This window comes from Amycolatopsis sp. FDAARGOS 1241, from assembly GCF_016889705.1.
Taxonomy (GTDB): domain Bacteria; phylum Actinomycetota; class Actinomycetes; order Mycobacteriales; family Pseudonocardiaceae; genus Amycolatopsis.
The window spans coordinates 2314337-2328992 of sequence record NZ_CP069526.1 but is presented as its reverse complement, the minus strand read 5'-3'; the positions used below and the strand labels follow the sequence as shown (position 1 = coordinate 2328992).

The 14656-nt window shown below is 72.1% G+C and carries 14 protein-coding genes and 1 tRNA gene; 2 read left to right on the top strand and 13 right to left on the bottom strand.

Annotated elements, in window-relative coordinates:
- Window positions 1-418: 418 nt before the first annotated feature.
- Window positions 419-491: transfer RNA gene (locus tag I6J71_RS11535), tRNA-Asn, on the bottom strand.
- Window positions 492-650: 159 nt separating this feature from the next.
- Here I6J71_RS11535 and I6J71_RS11530 point away from each other — a divergent pair.
- Window positions 651-839 carry a hypothetical protein gene (locus tag I6J71_RS11530; RefSeq protein ID WP_204094715.1) on the top strand — a complete coding sequence of 63 codons (189 nt, stop codon included), beginning with the start codon at window positions 651-653 and terminating at the stop codon, window positions 837-839.
- A gap of 249 nt (window positions 840-1088) precedes the next feature.
- Here the strand turns inward: I6J71_RS11530 and I6J71_RS11525 are convergent, their stop codons facing one another.
- From I6J71_RS11525 to dnaG, 3 genes are read right to left on the bottom strand one after another with little or no spacing between them, the layout of a single operon-like run.
- Window positions 1089-1859 (bottom strand): trans-aconitate 2-methyltransferase, encoded by a 771-nt coding sequence (locus tag I6J71_RS11525; protein ID WP_204094714.1) that lies wholly within the window; start codon window positions 1857-1859, stop codon window positions 1089-1091.
- A gap of 56 nt (window positions 1860-1915) precedes the next feature.
- Window positions 1916-2437: a hypothetical protein gene (locus tag I6J71_RS11520; protein WP_204094713.1), complete on the bottom strand. Its 522-nt coding sequence runs from the start codon at window positions 2435-2437 to the stop codon at window positions 1916-1918.
- Window position 2438: 1 nt separating this feature from the next.
- Complete coding sequence (gene dnaG / locus I6J71_RS11515) at window positions 2439-4355, bottom strand: DNA primase (RefSeq protein ID WP_239154662.1); 1917 nt, start codon at window positions 4353-4355, stop codon at window positions 2439-2441.
- A 52-nt stretch (window positions 4356-4407) separates the two neighbouring features.
- Here dnaG and I6J71_RS11510 point away from each other — a divergent pair, with 52 nt between their 5' ends.
- On the top strand, window positions 4408-5346 hold the full coding sequence (locus tag I6J71_RS11510; protein WP_204094711.1) for a sigma-70 family RNA polymerase sigma factor: 939 nt from the start codon (window positions 4408-4410) through the stop codon (window positions 5344-5346).
- 4 nt (window positions 5347-5350) lie between these two features.
- Here I6J71_RS11510 and I6J71_RS11505 read toward each other — a convergent pair whose 3' ends face one another.
- From I6J71_RS11505 to I6J71_RS11465, 9 genes are all read right to left on the bottom strand, one after another.
- The gene (locus I6J71_RS11505; RefSeq protein WP_204094710.1) at window positions 5351-5917 is read right to left on the bottom strand and encodes a carboxymuconolactone decarboxylase family protein; all 567 of its coding nucleotides are present in this window, start codon (window positions 5915-5917) and stop codon (window positions 5351-5353) included.
- 84 nt (window positions 5918-6001) lie between these two features.
- A complete protein-coding gene (locus I6J71_RS11500) occupies window positions 6002-7834 on the bottom strand; it encodes a glycosyl transferase (protein ID WP_204094709.1) in 1833 nt (610 codons plus the stop codon).
- Window positions 7834-8922: a serpin family protein gene (locus I6J71_RS11495; protein ID WP_204094708.1), complete on the bottom strand. Its 1089-nt coding sequence runs from the start codon at window positions 8920-8922 to the stop codon at window positions 7834-7836. Before I6J71_RS11495 ends, I6J71_RS11500 begins: the two co-directional genes overlap by 1 nt.
- A gap of 131 nt (window positions 8923-9053) precedes the next feature.
- Complete coding sequence (locus I6J71_RS11490) at window positions 9054-10331, bottom strand: deoxyguanosinetriphosphate triphosphohydrolase (protein ID WP_204094707.1); 1278 nt, start codon at window positions 10329-10331, stop codon at window positions 9054-9056.
- Between the two features lie 30 nt (window positions 10332-10361).
- On the bottom strand, window positions 10362-11021 hold the full coding sequence (locus I6J71_RS11485; protein ID WP_370542118.1) for a YdcF family protein: 660 nt from the start codon (window positions 11019-11021) through the stop codon (window positions 10362-10364).
- A 42-nt stretch (window positions 11022-11063) separates the two neighbouring features.
- On the bottom strand, window positions 11064-11669 hold the full coding sequence (locus tag I6J71_RS11480; protein WP_204094705.1) for a response regulator transcription factor: 606 nt from the start codon (window positions 11667-11669) through the stop codon (window positions 11064-11066).
- Window positions 11666-12805 (bottom strand): sensor histidine kinase, encoded by a 1140-nt coding sequence (locus I6J71_RS11475; RefSeq protein WP_204096987.1) that lies wholly within the window; start codon window positions 12803-12805, stop codon window positions 11666-11668. The genes I6J71_RS11480 and I6J71_RS11475 overlap by 4 nt, the downstream gene beginning before the upstream one ends.
- Window positions 12806-12916: 111 nt before the next feature.
- On the bottom strand, window positions 12917-13657 hold the full coding sequence (locus tag I6J71_RS11470; RefSeq protein ID WP_204094704.1) for an ABC transporter permease: 741 nt from the start codon (window positions 13655-13657) through the stop codon (window positions 12917-12919).
- Window positions 13654-14616 (bottom strand): ABC transporter ATP-binding protein, encoded by a 963-nt coding sequence (locus I6J71_RS11465; protein ID WP_204094703.1) that lies wholly within the window; start codon window positions 14614-14616, stop codon window positions 13654-13656. The genes I6J71_RS11470 and I6J71_RS11465 overlap by 4 nt, the downstream gene beginning before the upstream one ends.
- Between the last annotated feature and the right edge of the window lie 40 nt (window positions 14617-14656).

The following is a 14656-nucleotide window of genomic DNA, read 5'->3' as shown; positions in this document are numbered from 1 at the left end:
CGATCCGCTTCGACTCGGGTCGGCGGGCCGAAGTTTTGTGCGCGAAGCCCGCTCGTTCACCTAAGCAGTGAGGCCAACGTGCCGACGACCGTGGCGACGGCCGCCGGTTCGCGCAGGTGGCGTGACCACACCGCCGACTCCGTTGCCCTGGCCTGGACCCATCGGCAAACCCGTTCCGGGTCTATTTCCGCCACCTCTGCGAACTCCGCGACCCGCCGTCCGGCGCCGGCTCGCCAAGCTTCACGGGTGAGTCCTGCACCCATCGGCAGTCCGGAATCGTCAAGCACCGACGCCACGGCCTCGCGCGAGACTTGGCCCTGGGACAGCTGTTCGACGTCGCCGACCGCGCGTAAGTCGAGTTCATGGCGAGCCAGTGGTCTGGAACACGAAGAAGCCCAGGTCGCAGACCTGGGCTTTGCTCCCCCGCTTGGACTCGAACCAAGAACCCTCCGGTTAACAGCCGAATGCTCTGCCAGTTGAGCTACAGGGGATCGTATTTCGTTGTGGTGGCCGGATCGCTCCGGCCGATGGAAAGAACTTTAGCGCACGCCTGCGGCCACCCGAACAGGGGGCCCCTGTGCCGGGATCACGCCCCCGGGGCGCCGGATTGCTGGACAATGGAGAGTCGGGGGTCCGACGAAACGAGAGGCGTGGCGCTGATGAAGAAGTTCCTGCTGGGCGTGGGTCTGGGATACGTGCTGGGGACCAAGGCCGGCCGGGGACGCTACGAGCAGATCGTGCGCACCTACCGCAAGGTGATCGATCACCCGATGGTCCAGGGGGCGGCCGGGGTGGCGCGGGCCAAGGTCGGCGAGAAGTTCGGGCGGGGCCGCGGCTGACGCGCCCGCGCCGGCGCGGGGGTCGTGAGCGTGCCCGAAAGCGGTGAGCACGCTCGGCCCGCCGCGCCCGGGCACCCGATCCGCGGCCAGACCACCGGCCGGCGAGCGGTCGCCCACAAGCCGGCGGCGAGCGTCTCGGGACCGGCCCGGATGCCCGCGAGGCCATGGCAGCTACGCCGAACTGGCGACAGGGCGCGGCCCGTTCAGCCGGGCGCCTTCCGGCCGGACCGGGGCGCCCGGCGAAAGCGATCAGGCTTCCGGGATCCGGGCGACGAAGAAGATCCGCCGGAACTCGAACCACGTCGTGCCGTCGGGGCGGGGCGGGTAGGCCTCGTCGAGCAGCGGGGCCAGTTCGTCGCGGAAGCGGGCCCACTCGGGGTCCGGAAGGGCGGCGCGGATGGGCCGCAGGGCGGTGCCGGTGATCCACTCCAGCACGGCGCGCTCGCCGGCCAGGCGCTGCATGTACGTGGTCTCCCAGGCGTCCACGAGGCAGCCCGCGTCGGCCAGCAGGGACGCGTATTCCAGCGGCGACGAAACCGCCTCGTCCTCGCGCAGGACCAGGGTGCCGAGGCGCGACGACCAGGCCGGCGAGCCCGCGAGTTCGCGCGTGATGCGGTGCGACGGGGCGCCGAAGTTGCCCGGGACCTGGACGGCCAGCACGGCGCCCGGCGGCAGCTGCGAGACCCACCGGCGCAGGAGCTCGTCGTGGCCGGGCACCCACTGGAGCACGGCGTTGGAGACGACGACGTCGGTGTCGGGCCGCGGGGACCACGAGCGCACGTCCTCGATGCGGGCGTCCACGCCGCGCTCGCGGGCGGCGGCGACCATCTCCGGCGAGCTGTCCAGGGCCTCCAGCGCGGCGCCGGGCCAGCGACGGCCCAGGTCGAGGGTCAGGTTGCCCGGCCCGCAGCCCAGGTCGACGACGCGGCGGGGCGCGTCGGCCGGAATCCGCGCGATGAGGTCGTGGAACGGACGGGCCCGCAGGTCCGCGTAGTCGAGGTACTTGGCCGGATCCCACATGTGTGAACCTCCCGGTTAGGCAAACCGTACGCCCGTACTGAGTACGAGCGTACTGCTCACTCCCCCGGGTTGGCCAGCTTCGCGGCGACTTCGCCCGCGATCGCCTCCACGAGCGCCAGATCGGTGCCCGGATCGGGGCGCACCTGGATCACCACGCCGTCGCGGCCGGGGAGCTTGCGCTGCACGAACCACGCACCCCCGGTGCCGAGCTCCTGGCGGTGGCGCGAGCGCACCGATCCGTCGACGCGCAGGTGCACCTGGTGCGGCACCTTGCCCGGAGCCGGCAGCCGGTATCGCACCGGCGCGCGGTCGATGAGCACGACGACGTCGCCGAAGTTTCCCGTTTCCTCCGACTCCGTGAGCACGAACTCGCCGTCGCCCCAGCTCGCCTTGCCCACGAGGTGCCAGCCGACGCGACGGGCGCCGCCGTCTGCGGGGATCCACAGGCCGAGGCTGGTCACCACGAGGTGGCCGCCACCCTCGACGGCCGCGACCGCGACCACGTTCTCGCCACGCTCGAGCCGGCCGGGGAACCCCGGCGGAAGCCCGCTGCCGAACAGGCGGCTCAGCACACCCATGTCAGTCCCACCCGGACGCGGCCTGCTCGCGCAGCGCCTTGCGGTACTGCTCGAGCGCGACGAGGTCGCCGAACAGCGCGCGGTAGTCGTCGGGCGCCTCGACCGGGGAGAGCCGCTGCAGCTTCGACTTGATCTCGCCGATCTGCCGGCCCACCAGGTTCTCCTGCACGCCCGCGAGCACCCCGGAGATGTAGCGCGAGTCGACTTCACCCTTGGCGCGCAACGGTTCCACGGCCAGCTCGCTGAGCACGCGCCGCACCGTCCCTTGGGGACAGTGCTGAGCCGCGGCGTCCAGCAGCGCCGGCCCGGTGAGCCCGGACGCAGCCCCGCCGGCTTTGAGCACGGCCAGGTGCACGGCGACGTACACGGGGTGTGTGAACGCCTCCTCGGGCAGCGAGTCGTACTCCGGACCCGCGATCGCGGGCTGCTGCAACGCGGCCTTGAGCGCCTCACGCTGCCCGATGAACCGCGGGTCGATCGGCGCGGGCCGCGGCAGGTCCTGGTCGGAAGCGGCCGGGGCGGCCGCCTGCTGCTGCCGCGCGGACGGACGCAGCTGCTGAGCGGGCTGCCCGCCGCGCTTGGCCGCGGCCCCGGCGGCACCGCGCACGCGGTTGACCACCTGCGCCACGTCCTGCCAGCCGACCCACCAGGCGAGCTTCGACGCGTAGCCGTCGCGGCTCGCGCGGTCCTTGATCGCCGCGACCATCGGCACGGTCTTCTGCAGCGCGGCCACCTGGCCGTCGACCGAGTCGAGGTCGAATTGCTTCAGCGTGCTCTTGATCACGAACTCGAACAGCGGAGTCCGGCGCGCCACCAGGTCCTTCACGGCGGCGTCGCCCTTGGCGATCCGCAGCTCGCACGGATCCATGCCGTCGGGCGCGACCGCGATGTAGGTCTGCCCGGCGAAGGTCTGGTCTCCTTCGAACGCCTTGAGCGCCGCCTTCTGGCCCGCCTCGTCGCCGTCGAAGGTGAAGATCACTTCGCCGCGGAAGGCGTCGTCGTCCATCATCAGCCGGCGCAGCACCTTCATGTGGTCTTCGCCGAAGGCGGTGCCCGACGAGGCGACGGCCGTGGGCACGCCGGCGGCGTGCATCGCCATCACGTCGGTGTAGCCCTCGACCACCACCACCTGGTGCCGCTTCGCGATCTCGCGCTTGGCCTGGTCGAGACCGAACAGGACCTGCGACTTCTTGTAGATCTGCGTCTCCGCGGTGTTGAGGTACTTCGCCTCGATGCGGTCGTCGTCGTAGAGCCGCCGCGCACCGAAGCCCACCACGTCGTTGCCGACGTCGCGGATCGGCCAGACCAGGCGCCGGTGGAAGCGGTCCATCGGGCCGCGCTGGCCCTCCTTGGACAGCCCCGACGCGATCAGCTCCTTGACCTCGAACCCGCGGTTGAGCAGGTGCTTCGTGAGCTTGTCCCAGCCGCCCGGGGCGTAGCCGCAGCCGAACTGCCTGGCCGCCGCCGCGTCGAACCCGCGCTCGGACAGGAAATCGCGCGCCGGGCGCGCCTCGTCGGTCACCAGCTGCTCGATGTAGAACTCGCTCGCCGCGCGGTGCGCCTCGATGAGCCGCGCGCGCGTGCCGCGATCGCGCTGAACGCTCCCGCCGCCGCCCTCGTAGTTCAGCCGGATGCCGACCCGGTCGGCGAGGCGCTCGACCGCCTCGACGAACGAGACCAGGTCGATCTTCTGGATGAACTTGATGACGTCGCCGCCCTCGCCACAACCGAAGCAGTGGAAGGTGCCGTGGGTGGGGCGCACGTTGAACGACGGGGTCTTCTCGTTGTGGAACGGGCACAGCCCCTTCAGGCTGCCGCCCCCGGCGCGCCGCAGCGCGACGTACTCCCCCACGACCTCGTCGATCCGGTTGCGCTCACGCACCTCCGCGATGTCGCTCTCCCGAATCCGTCCTGCCACGGAAACCACAATAGTTCTCCCTCCCCGGTGGCTTTGCGGCACACTCGGCCTCATGGGGACATCGACCGCTCTGGACGACTACGCGACGGAGTTCGCCGCGCACCGCGGCCACCTGATCGGGGTGGCGTACCGGCTCACGAGCACGAGGTCGGACGCGGAGGACGCGGTGCAGGAGGCGTGGCTGCGCCTGGCCGCGCTCGACGACGCCGGGCGCGCCGGGATCCGCGACCTGCGCGCGTGGCTGACCACGGTCGTCGGCCGGATCTGCCTCGACCGGCTGCGGTCGGCGCCCGCGCGCCGGGAGCAGTACGTGGGCCAGTGGCTGCCGGAGCCGATCGTGACGCCGTTCGGGGCGCCGGCGAGCGAGGACCCGCTGGAGGCCGCCGTGCGCGACGACGGCATCCGGATGGCCGCGCTCGTGGTGCTCGACAAGCTCACCCCCGAGCAGCGCGTGGCGTTCGTGCTGCACGACGCGTTCTCGCTGCCGTTCGCCGAGATCGCCGACATCCTCGGCGTGTCGGCCGACGCCGCGCGCCAGCACGCCTCCCGGGCGCGGCGCGCGGTCGACCACGCCGACCCGCCGCCGCGCGCCGAGCTGGCCGAGCAGCAGCAGCTGCTGGAGAAGTTCCTCACCGCGCTGCTGGCCGGCGACGTCCACGCGATGACCGAGGTGCTGCACCCGGACGTCGTCCTCATCGGCGACTCCGACGGCAAGGGCCGCACGACGCGCCAGATCATGGTCGGCGCCGACAAGCTCACCCGCTTCTTCCTGGGCCTGGTCCAGAAGTACGAGCCGGGCGTGATGACGCGCGGCGCGCCGGTGTTCGTCAACGGCGACCTCGGCGTGTGGCTGCCGCCGATGCCCGGGCGCGACGGGTTCCTGGCCGTGGACGAGCACGTGCAGTCGATGAGCGTGCGCGACGGCCGCATCGTGGCCATCTACGACATCGTGAACCCCGACAAGCTCACCGGCATCACGCGCCCCGCCTGAACCGTCACGGCATCGGCACGCGGCACGCGTCGCCCGAGGTGAAGCCCTGGTCGACGATGCCCAGTGCGCTGTTCACGCGGGCGCGGGAATTCTCGAGGCCGATCTGGTAGGTCAGCTCGACCACCCCGGCGCGCCCGAACTCGGCCTCGAGCTCGGCGACCTGCTCATCGGTGACGGTCACCTGCTCGCCGGTCATCGCGTCGGCGTAGGCCAGGGCGAGCCGCTCGGGGCGCGTGAACGCCGGCGAGGTGGCGTAGTCGTCGATGTGGTGCAGCCGCTCGATGTCGAGCCCCTCGTGCAGCTGCAGCATCGTGCCGAAGTCCACGCACCACGAGCAGCCGATGCGCGTGGCCACGCGGTAGACCGCGAGTTCGCGCACGGTCGCGGGCAGCTTCGTCGACGCCCGCTGCGCCAGCATCTCGTGCACGACGGTCGTGCGCAGCAGCCCCGGGTGGTGCGCCACGACGGCCATCGGCTCGGGCACGGCCCCGTAGCGCCGCCCGGCCAGCCGGTAGAAGAGCTTCAGCAGCGGGCCGGCCTCGGTGGTGCGCTTCGCGGGAATCCGGGACATCGTCGTCTCCTCCTCGGGTCGGGTTCTTCGGAGGTGGGACGAGACGGTCATGCCCGATGTGACAAGCCCGAAGGGACAGCCGGGCTAGCGGCGCGCCGTGACGGCCCGCACGTCCCAGATCCACACCCCGTCGACGAACTGCGCCGGCTTGCGCAGCAGCAGGTCGACGGTGGCGCGGTAGGCGTCGGCGTGGTCGCGCGGGATGAGCACGAGCACGCTGGCGTTCCAGTAGCGCAGATCCTTGATCGTCTGGTCACGATCGGCGTCGGTCACGGCCTGCACCTCGCCGGTGTCGCGGACGCGGTCCAGCATCGTCGACGTCGGCACCTGGAACGAGCCGTAGCGGCCGCGCTTGTCGCCCGGTCCGCTCGGGCCGACGAAGTAGCCCTCGGGCATCGCGTAGTCCAGGCCGGCGGCCATCTGCCAGTGCAGTGGTTCCGACTCGCCCGACCCGGGCAGCGGCACGGGCACGACGGTGCCGCCGGGTGCGACGTAAGTGCGCCACGTGCCGTCCGCGAAGAACGCGGGTGTGGGCGGCCGGTCCTTCACGATCAGCTGGGTGGGGGCGATCGGCAGGACCACCGCGATCACCGCGCCGAGCCACAGCAGCCGCAGCGGCAGGCGGTGCTTGCCCGGCTCCGGTTCGGGCAGCGTCTCGGCCGTCGCGAACACGCGGTCGGTCGCTATCGCGAGCAGCGCGCCGATCGCCGGCACGCACGCCATCGCCAGGCGCGATTCCAGCAGCGATTCGAACAGCGGCAGGTTCGCCAGCAGCTCCCACGGGCCGGGCACGTCGGAGTTCTTGTGCACCACCACGATCTCGACGCCCATCGACAGCCACGCCATGAGGAACATCGAGACGGCGATCGAGCGCGCCACCACTTCGCGCCACAGCCAGACCGTGACCACGACCATGAGCACGATGAGCGGCCAGCCGAAGAACGCGTTCTCCTCGGTGCGGTTCATCGACACGTCGGCGGCCTCGGCGGGCTGGCCGGCGATCGACTGAGTGGCGAAGCGCGTGAACGCGGCGAGGTCGTTGCCGACCTGGCCGTGCTCCAGCCCGGAGTAGCTCTGCGGGCCGAAGAACTGCCACCACAGGGGGTAGACCACGAGCACGCCCGCGACCACCACGGCGAGCCCGCCGCCGAGCAGCAGCGGCCGCACCATCGCCTTGATCTCGCGCGGGCGCGACAGAACGTAGGCGACGCTGAAGATCACGAAGCCCAGCGCGAAGATCAGCAGCGGCTCTTCGCCGAGGAAGATCTGGTACGCCGTGAGCACGCCGAGCCAGATGCCGTTGCGCACGACCTTGCGGCCCTGCGCGAGGTGGATCACCTTGAGCGCCAGGAACGGCAACACGAACCACGCGACGAAGTTGGGGTGCGCGTTGGCGTGCGAAATCATCGACGGCGCGAAGCCGGCCACCGCGCCGCCGATCGCGGCGGGTGCGCGGCGCCGCACGAGGTGGCGCGAGAACACCCAGTACCACGCGGCGGCGGTGCCGGCGAGGCTGCCGGTCAGCGCGATGGCCCACGTGACGGTGGGGCCGAACGCGAGCGTGATCGGCGCGAGCGGCACGCCGACGCCGAGCATGGCCGTGTTGGCCATCATGTTCACGCCGAGCGGGTAGTTCTGCAGGCCCGAGGTGAGCGGGTTCTGCAGGTGCAGCACCGACTTCGCCGTGACGTCGAAGAACCACTCCCACAGGTTCTGGTCCGACGCGCTGTTCCACAGGTACCCGGTGCCGAGGTCGGCCCACAGGCCGCCGAAGAGCACGAACGCGAACGCCAGGTACGCGGCGATGATGCCGGCGTCGGCCCACGACGGGCGCACCCGCGGCTCGGTGGCCGGCGCGGTCGGCTGGGGGACAGCGGAGATCAGCTCGGTTCTCGCTTCCGGTTGGAAGAGGCTCACTACGGGCGCACCACCCGAGCGAAGAAGTACACCGCACCGGTGCGGGCGTGCCGGACGAGCAGCAGGAACGGCCGATCGACCCGCACTTCGAGCGGCTCGGCCGGGGACATCGACAGCGTGCGCATCTGGATGGCGGTGGCGGCCGCGCCTTCGAGGCCCTGCTCGTCGAGGCGCAGCACGGCCTGGTGCACGACGCTGTCCACCCACAGCGGGCGGTAATCGGTGAGCCCGGTGAGGTCGGCGTCCTGGGTGAACAGCTCGCGCACGCCGAGGCCGCGCAGGGCGGCGTCGAGGTCGGTGCGCACGTCGAGCTTGATCTTGGGCAGGGTGAGCCTGAGCAGCCGGCGCCGGGGGCGCTCCACCAACGTCGCGAGCTTGGCCGTGTCCAGCGCGGCTTCGGCGGGTTCGAGGTCACCGTCGGGCAGCAGGAGCGCGGCCTCGACCCCACCGTGGGCCGGGAGGCTGACGACCTGCCAGCCGTCGTGGCGCTGGTACCCGACGGTCGCTTCCAGGCGCATGGTCGGCACGCGCCGCGGGCCGCCGGGGCTGTGGAAGTCGGCGGGCGCGGTGGCGCCTTCGGGGAACGGGTGGCGCCACGCGGTCTTGAGGTAGAGCGCGTTGACGAGGCTGGCGCGCGTGTCGGTGTGCACGGCGCCGGGCTGCAGGAGCTCCGGGATGAGCCCGTGGGTGGTCCGCTCCACATCGGTGTTGATCAGCTCACGCGCGGCCTCGGGGTCCGTGGCGAACGGCGCGGTTTCGGCCTTGCCGCCGGGCCAGGTGACGAGCTGTGCGAGGAACGTCCCCTCGACCGTGACGGCGTCCGACGCCCACAGCGTGTTCGCGACGGCGAGCTGCGCGTCGTCGTCCAGCGCGCCGGCTTCGCGCAGCACGGCGGCGTGCGCGTCGAGGTCTTGGCTGCCCGACGCCAGGAGGGCCCGCAGCTCGTCGGCGGTCCGCCCCCGCGCCGCCCGCGCCGCGAGCCCCAGCGCGCTCGCGGCCGAGTACGGCGAAAAACACGCGTCGTCCCCGCCCCCCGCCGCGGCCCGGCACAGGGCGAGCGTGAAGTCCAAGTGGCTGTCCACGGCCATGTCGCGACCGTACCCGACCGGGTGGTTCCCGCGGCACGGAACCGATCACCCGGGACCCAGCTGCGACTTTCGGCGAAGCGGCGCTCGATCGCGGGGTGTGCACGGCGCCCGAACGCTGCGTCAGGCCGGCGTCAGGGGTGCCGGCCGACGTGCCAGCGGTGCCATTCGTGGGCCTGGGCGTCGGTGAGGGACGCGACCTGGTCGACCAGCACTCGCAGCCGCGCGGCGTCGTCGGGGGCCGCGTGCCAGGAGGGGACGAACAGCGGGTCCAGGGATTCCGGCGCGCGACGGCCCAGTGCGGCCACCAGCTGGGCGACGAGCTCGCGCTGACCGTCCTGCATGGCGAGGCGGCGGCGGTCGCTCATGACATAGCGCAGCGCCAGGGCTTTGAGCAGCGCGACCTCGGCCGCGACCTGGTCGGGGACGGCCAGGCGGGCGCCGTAGCGGGTCAGGGGGCCTTCGCCGTAAACGCCGCGGGTTCCGGTGACGGCCGCGGTTGCGAAGCGGCCCACCAGCTCGCTCGTCAGGCGCTTCAACGCCACCTGACCGCGCAGCGAGCCGTCGGGCGCCGTGCGGACCAGCGAAGCCACCAAGGGCAGGTCGAGCAGCTCCTTGGCCGCGCCCTCCAAAGTGGACGCCGAGAGCGTGGAGAAGTGCCGCGCCGCGGCTTCGGCGACGGCGGCGCGCTCGTCCGGGTCGGCCAGCACGCTGAGCGAGATGCGCCCCGCCAGCACGCCGTCCTCGACGTCGTGCACTGAGTACGCGACATCGTCGGACCAATCCATGATCTGCGCCTCGAGACACCGCCGCTCGCCGGGCGCGCCCTCGCGCGCCCACTCGAACACCGGCACGTCGTCGGTGTACACGCCGTACTTCGGCTGCCCCGGCCGGCGCTGCCACGGGTACTTCGTGGTCGCGTCGAGGCACGCGCGCGTGAGGTTCAAGCCCGCGGCCTCGCCGGAGTCGTCGACGGCCTTCGGCTCGAGCCGGGTGAGGATGCGCAGCGTCTGCGCGTTGCCCTCGAACCCGCCGCACGCCTGGGCGACCTCGTCGAGGGCCTGCTCGCCGTTGTGCCCGAAGGGCGGGTGCCCGATGTCGTGCGCGAGCCCCGCGGTGTCGACGAGGTCCGGGTCCGCCCCCAGCTCCTCGGCGATCCCGCGGCCGATCTGCGCGACCTCCAGCGAATGCGTGAGCCGCGTACGCGGCACCCCGCTGACCTCTGCTCCCTCTCCGGGACCGACCACCTGCGTCTTGCCGGCGAGCCGCCGCAGCGCCGCCGAGTGCAGCACGCGGGCGCGGTCGCGCGCGAAGTCGCTGCGCCCGTCCGGCCGCGCGCCCGCCAGCGCCGCGCCCTTGGGTGCCTCGGCCAGCACCCGGGCGCGGTCGTGCTCGGCGTACCCCTCACTCACTCAGCCAGCTTAAGCGCGGCCACCGACAGTTCAGCCGAGCACGGTGTCGAACAACTCGTCGGCCGGCGAGTTCGTGAGCTCGTAGAACAGCAGCGCCCCGGTCTCGCGCACGATGTAGCGCACCTGCGTGCTGCGCTCCTGCACGATCGGCCCGCTGTGCGTAGGCGCGACCCACGCGTCGAGCCCGAGGTCCTCGGTCATCGTCCGCGCGCGGTAGGAGTGCCACGGGTCGCTCACGAGCACCACGGTGTGCCAGCCGCGCGCCTGTACCTGCTCGGCGACGGCCCGCAGGCTCCGCAGCGTGTCGCTGCCCTCCCCGACCGCGAGCGTCGCCGAGCGCGGCACGCCGTGCTGCGTCAGCCACCGCGCGCCGGCCGCCGCCTCGGTGTAGTTGTCGGCTTCCTTCTTGCCGCCGGCGGTCACCACGGTCTTCGCGACGCCGGCGGCGTAGAGCTGCCGCGCCTTCTCCAGGCGCGCCGAGAAGATGTCCGACGGTTTGCCGTTGTACTGCGCGGCACCGAGCACGACGATCACGTCGGCCGGCGTGCGGTCGTTGTCCCGCGCGACCTGCCATACGCGAAACGCCGTGCCGCCGACCAGAGCCAGCACCACGAGCACCAGACCGAACGCGATCCGGCGCAGCCAGCTCACCTTGGTCGGCGGGGTCCTCACGGCGTTCATGCCCGCCATCTTTTCAGAGCCGGACGCGTTCCCGGCGCAGGCACCCCGGCGTCAGAGCCAGCCGCGTTCTTCGGCCAGCCGCACGGCTTCGGCCCGCGTCCGCGCGCCCGTTTTGCCGATCGCGGCCGACAAGTGGTTGCGCACCGTGCCTTCGGACAGGAACAACGTCTTTGCGATGTCGGCGACCGTGCTGCCGTCGCGCGCGGTCGACAGGACGTCGCGCTCGCGCGCGGTGAGCGGACTCGCCCCCGTCGCCAGCGATTCGGCCGCCAGGGCGGGGTCCACCACGCGCAGTCCACTGTGGACGCGACGCACGGCTTCCACGAGCTGCTCCGGCGGCGCGTCCTTCACCACGAACCCCGACGCCCCCGCGGCCATCGCGCGGGCCAGGTACCCCGGCCGGCCGAACGTGGTGCAGATGATCACCCGGCACGAGGGCAGCGCCGCGTGCAGCTCCGCCGCCGCCCTGAGACCGTCCTTGCCGGGCATCTGCACGTCGAGCAACGCGACGTCGGGCGAGGTCTCCTTGGCCGCGGCCAGCACCTCGTCGCCCGAGCCGACCTGCCCGACGACCTCGATGTCCGACTCCAGGTCGAGCACGGTGGCCAGCGCCCCCCGCACCATCGCCTGGTCGTCGGCCAGCAGCACGCGGATCACGCCAGTCCTCCCGCGGGTTCGGCACGCACCGCCGGGGCGGCCACCGGTGCCGGACCAGGGGCCGGCACCTCCGCGCGGACGACCCACCCTCCCCCGGGCCGCGGACCGCTGCGCAAGGTCCCGCCGACCACGCCGACCCGCTCGGTGAGCCCGCGCAGCCCGTTACCGGGCGCGGCGTCGGCCCCCGTGCCGTCGTCGTCGATCTCCAGCCAGTCGCGGCCCAGCCGCACGCGCACCCGCTTGGCTCCCGAGTGCCGGAGCACGTTGGTGACGGCCTCACGCAGCACGTACCCGAAGGTGCTCTGCAGCTGCGGCAGCACGTTGTCCACGGCGTAGGGCAGGTCCGCGTCGATCTCCCCGGCCCGCAGCGCCGCGCGCGCTCCGGCGAGCTCGGCGGCCAGTGACACCTCGCGGTACTCCGACACGGTCAGGCGCACGTCGGACAACGCGCTGCGGGTCAGCGTCTCCACCTCGCGGATCTCCTCGACCGCCCGACCGACGTCACCCGAGCTCTCCAGCACGCGCCGGGCCAAGCCGGCCTTCACGGTGATCGTGGTGAGGCTGTGGCCCAGCAGGTCGTGCAGGTCGCGCGCCACGCGCTGGCGCTCGTTGGCCACGGCCAGCGTCGCGATCTCCTCATTGGCGCGCTCGAGCCGGCGGACCGCCCGGATCAGGTTGGCCATGAAGAACATCGCCAGCGTGATCCCGCCGACGGAGATCAGGTCGCCGCCGTCGGCGTCGAGCCGGCCGTCGACCAGCAGCACGATCGCGATCGAGCCCAGCGCCAGCGCGTCGAGGATCACCGCCCAGCCCGCCGGGAAGAGGAAGGCGAGCGTGGCGGTCGCGTAGAGCAGGATGTACGGGCTCGAATCCAGCAGCAGTGTCGAGAGCAGGCCCAGCGCCAGCATCACCACCCCGAAGGTGAGCTTGATCCGGCGCGGCTTGCCGAACACGACCGGGAAGACCACGTAACAGGCGCCGTACGCGTACATCATCAGCGCCAGCAGCACCCGCACCGCCGCCGGGCCCTGGCCCTCGACGAGCCGACGGGTCGCCGGGACGAAGAACGGCAGCAGGAAGAGCGCCGCGAAGATCGGCCAGCCGATCTTGTGGGGGCCGCCCCGGTGCCCGATCATCGGGTCGTCCCACCACGAGGCCGCATCACCGAGCGCGAACCGGAACCGCGTGACCGCGATCGACCCGGGCTCTTCCCTCTTGCGCTGCACCGTCGTTCCCTCCCGTCCCGGTCAGACCTGGGCGCTGTCCTTACGGTAACGCCTGATCACGAACGCCCCGAGCACAATGGTCCAGCCCGCCAGTACCGCCATCGCGGCCGGGAAACTCACCAGGAGCTCGTTGGTCACGGCCGGGCGCACCAGGCCGATCAGCCAGTAGGTGGGCAGCAGCTGCGCGACGTCGTGCATCCACGAGGGCATGCTCTCGATCGGGATCCACAGGCCGCCGAGGAAACCCATGCCGAGCATCACGATCATCGAAATCGGCTGCATCGACTCAGATGTGCCCAGCTGGCCGAGCAGCAGGCCCAGCAGCACCAGCGGGATGGTGCCGAGCCACAGACCGGCGATTATGCGCAGCCAGTCGCCGCCGCCGAGGTGGACGTGCTCGACGAAGATCGCGACGAGCGGCACCAGCAGCAGCGCGGGCAGGCCCACGAGCAGGCCGGACACGGCCTTGCCGCCGAGGTAGGACGCGCCCGAGAGCGGGGTGAGCCGCAGCTGCCGCTGCCACCCGGTGGCGCGTTCGAGAGCGAGCCGGGTGCCGTTGGTCGTGGCGGCGGCGAACGTGCCGAACGCCATCATGTTGATCATGACCACGGCCACGATCGCGGCGTGGTCCGGATCGCTCGCCTTGGTGAAGACGTTGGCCTGCAACAGGAACATCAGCACGGGGAAGGCGACGACGAAGATGAGGAACCGCACGGAGCGCAACAGCCGGCGAATCTCGACGGCGAGGTAGGACGGGTTCATCGGGCTGCTTCTTCCGCTTCGGTGTCGTCATCGGAGGTGAGGGACAGGAACGCGCCTTCGAGGCCGACGGCGCCGATCTCGATGTCGCGCACGGCCGGGACAGCGGCCATGAGCGCGCGCAAGGTGGTGTCCGAGTCGCTGCTGCAGATGGCGACGCGGTCACCGCGCAGCTCGAAGCCGGTGAGGGCGGGCAGCGTCGCCACGAGGCGTTCGGTCGCCTCGGTGGCGCCCAGCAGCACCGCGCGGATGGTGCGGCCGCCGGCGAGCGCGCGCACCTGGGCGACCGACCCGTCGGCGACGACGCGGCCGGACCGCATCACCACCACGCGGTCGGCGAACTCCTCGGCCTCCTCCAGGTAGTGCGTCGCGAACAGCACGGTGCGGCCGGTGTCGGTGAAGGAGTACATGGACTTCCAGAACTCGCGGCGCGTGCCCACGTCCATGGCGGCCGTCGGCTCGTCGAGCACCAGCAGGTCGGGGTCCGACACGAGCGCGACGGCGAACCGCACGCGCTGCTTCTGTCCGCCGGACAGCTTGTTCGCCCGCCGGTCGGCGATGTCCTCGATGCCCGCGCTCGCCAGGGCCTGCGCGAGCGGCATCGGCGTGCGGTGCAGCTTCGCGACCATGCGCACGGTCTCGCGCACCGTGAGGTCGTCGAGCAGCGCACCGCCCTGCAGCATCGCCCCGATCATCCCGGCGCGCACCGCGTCGCCGGGGGTCTTGCCGAAGACCGTGACCTCGCCCGCGTCGGGCTTGCTGAGCCCCAGGATCATGTCGACGGTGGTCGATTTGCCCGCGCCGTTGGGCCCGAGCAGCGCCACGACCTCCCCCGGCGCGATCGTCAGGTCGACCCCGTCTACGGCCCGCACCGGGCCGTAGTGCTTCTTCAGCCCGCTCAACCGGACGGCGGCCCCCGCCGCCAAGTCCCGCGCCCCTCGCGTTGCCTGTGTGGATTCCATGCACTGAAGCCTGCCGCTGCGGCGCGCACCGTCCGCAGGT

What these genes read in the sequence shown, in the direction of transcription:
- I6J71_RS11525 (WP_204094714.1), bottom strand. Translation starts at nt 1,859, where the DNA reads ATGTGGGATCCGGCCAAGTACCTCGACTACGCGGACCTGCGGGCCCGT.
- I6J71_RS11520 (WP_204094713.1), bottom strand. Translation starts at nt 2,437, where the DNA reads ATGGGTGTGCTGAGCCGCCTGTTCGGCAGCGGGCTTCCGCCGGGGTTC.
- I6J71_RS11510 (WP_204094711.1), top strand. Translation starts at nt 4,408, where the DNA reads ATGGGGACATCGACCGCTCTGGACGACTACGCGACGGAGTTCGCCGCG.
- I6J71_RS11505 (WP_204094710.1), bottom strand. Translation starts at nt 5,917, where the DNA reads ATGTCCCGGATTCCCGCGAAGCGCACCACCGAGGCCGGCCCGCTGCTG.
- I6J71_RS11495 (WP_204094708.1), bottom strand. Translation starts at nt 8,922, where the DNA reads ATGGCCGTGGACAGCCACTTGGACTTCACGCTCGCCCTGTGCCGGGCC.
- I6J71_RS11485 (WP_370542118.1), bottom strand. Translation starts at nt 11,021, where the DNA reads ATGGCGGGCATGAACGCCGTGAGGACCCCGCCGACCAAGGTGAGCTGG.
- I6J71_RS11475 (WP_204096987.1), bottom strand. Translation starts at nt 12,805, where the DNA reads ATGATCGGGCACCGGGGCGGCCCCCACAAGATCGGCTGGCCGATCTTC.
- I6J71_RS11470 (WP_204094704.1), bottom strand. Translation starts at nt 13,657, where the DNA reads ATGAACCCGTCCTACCTCGCCGTCGAGATTCGCCGGCTGTTGCGCTCC.
- I6J71_RS11465 (WP_204094703.1), bottom strand. Translation starts at nt 14,616, where the DNA reads ATGGAATCCACACAGGCAACGCGAGGGGCGCGGGACTTGGCGGCGGGG.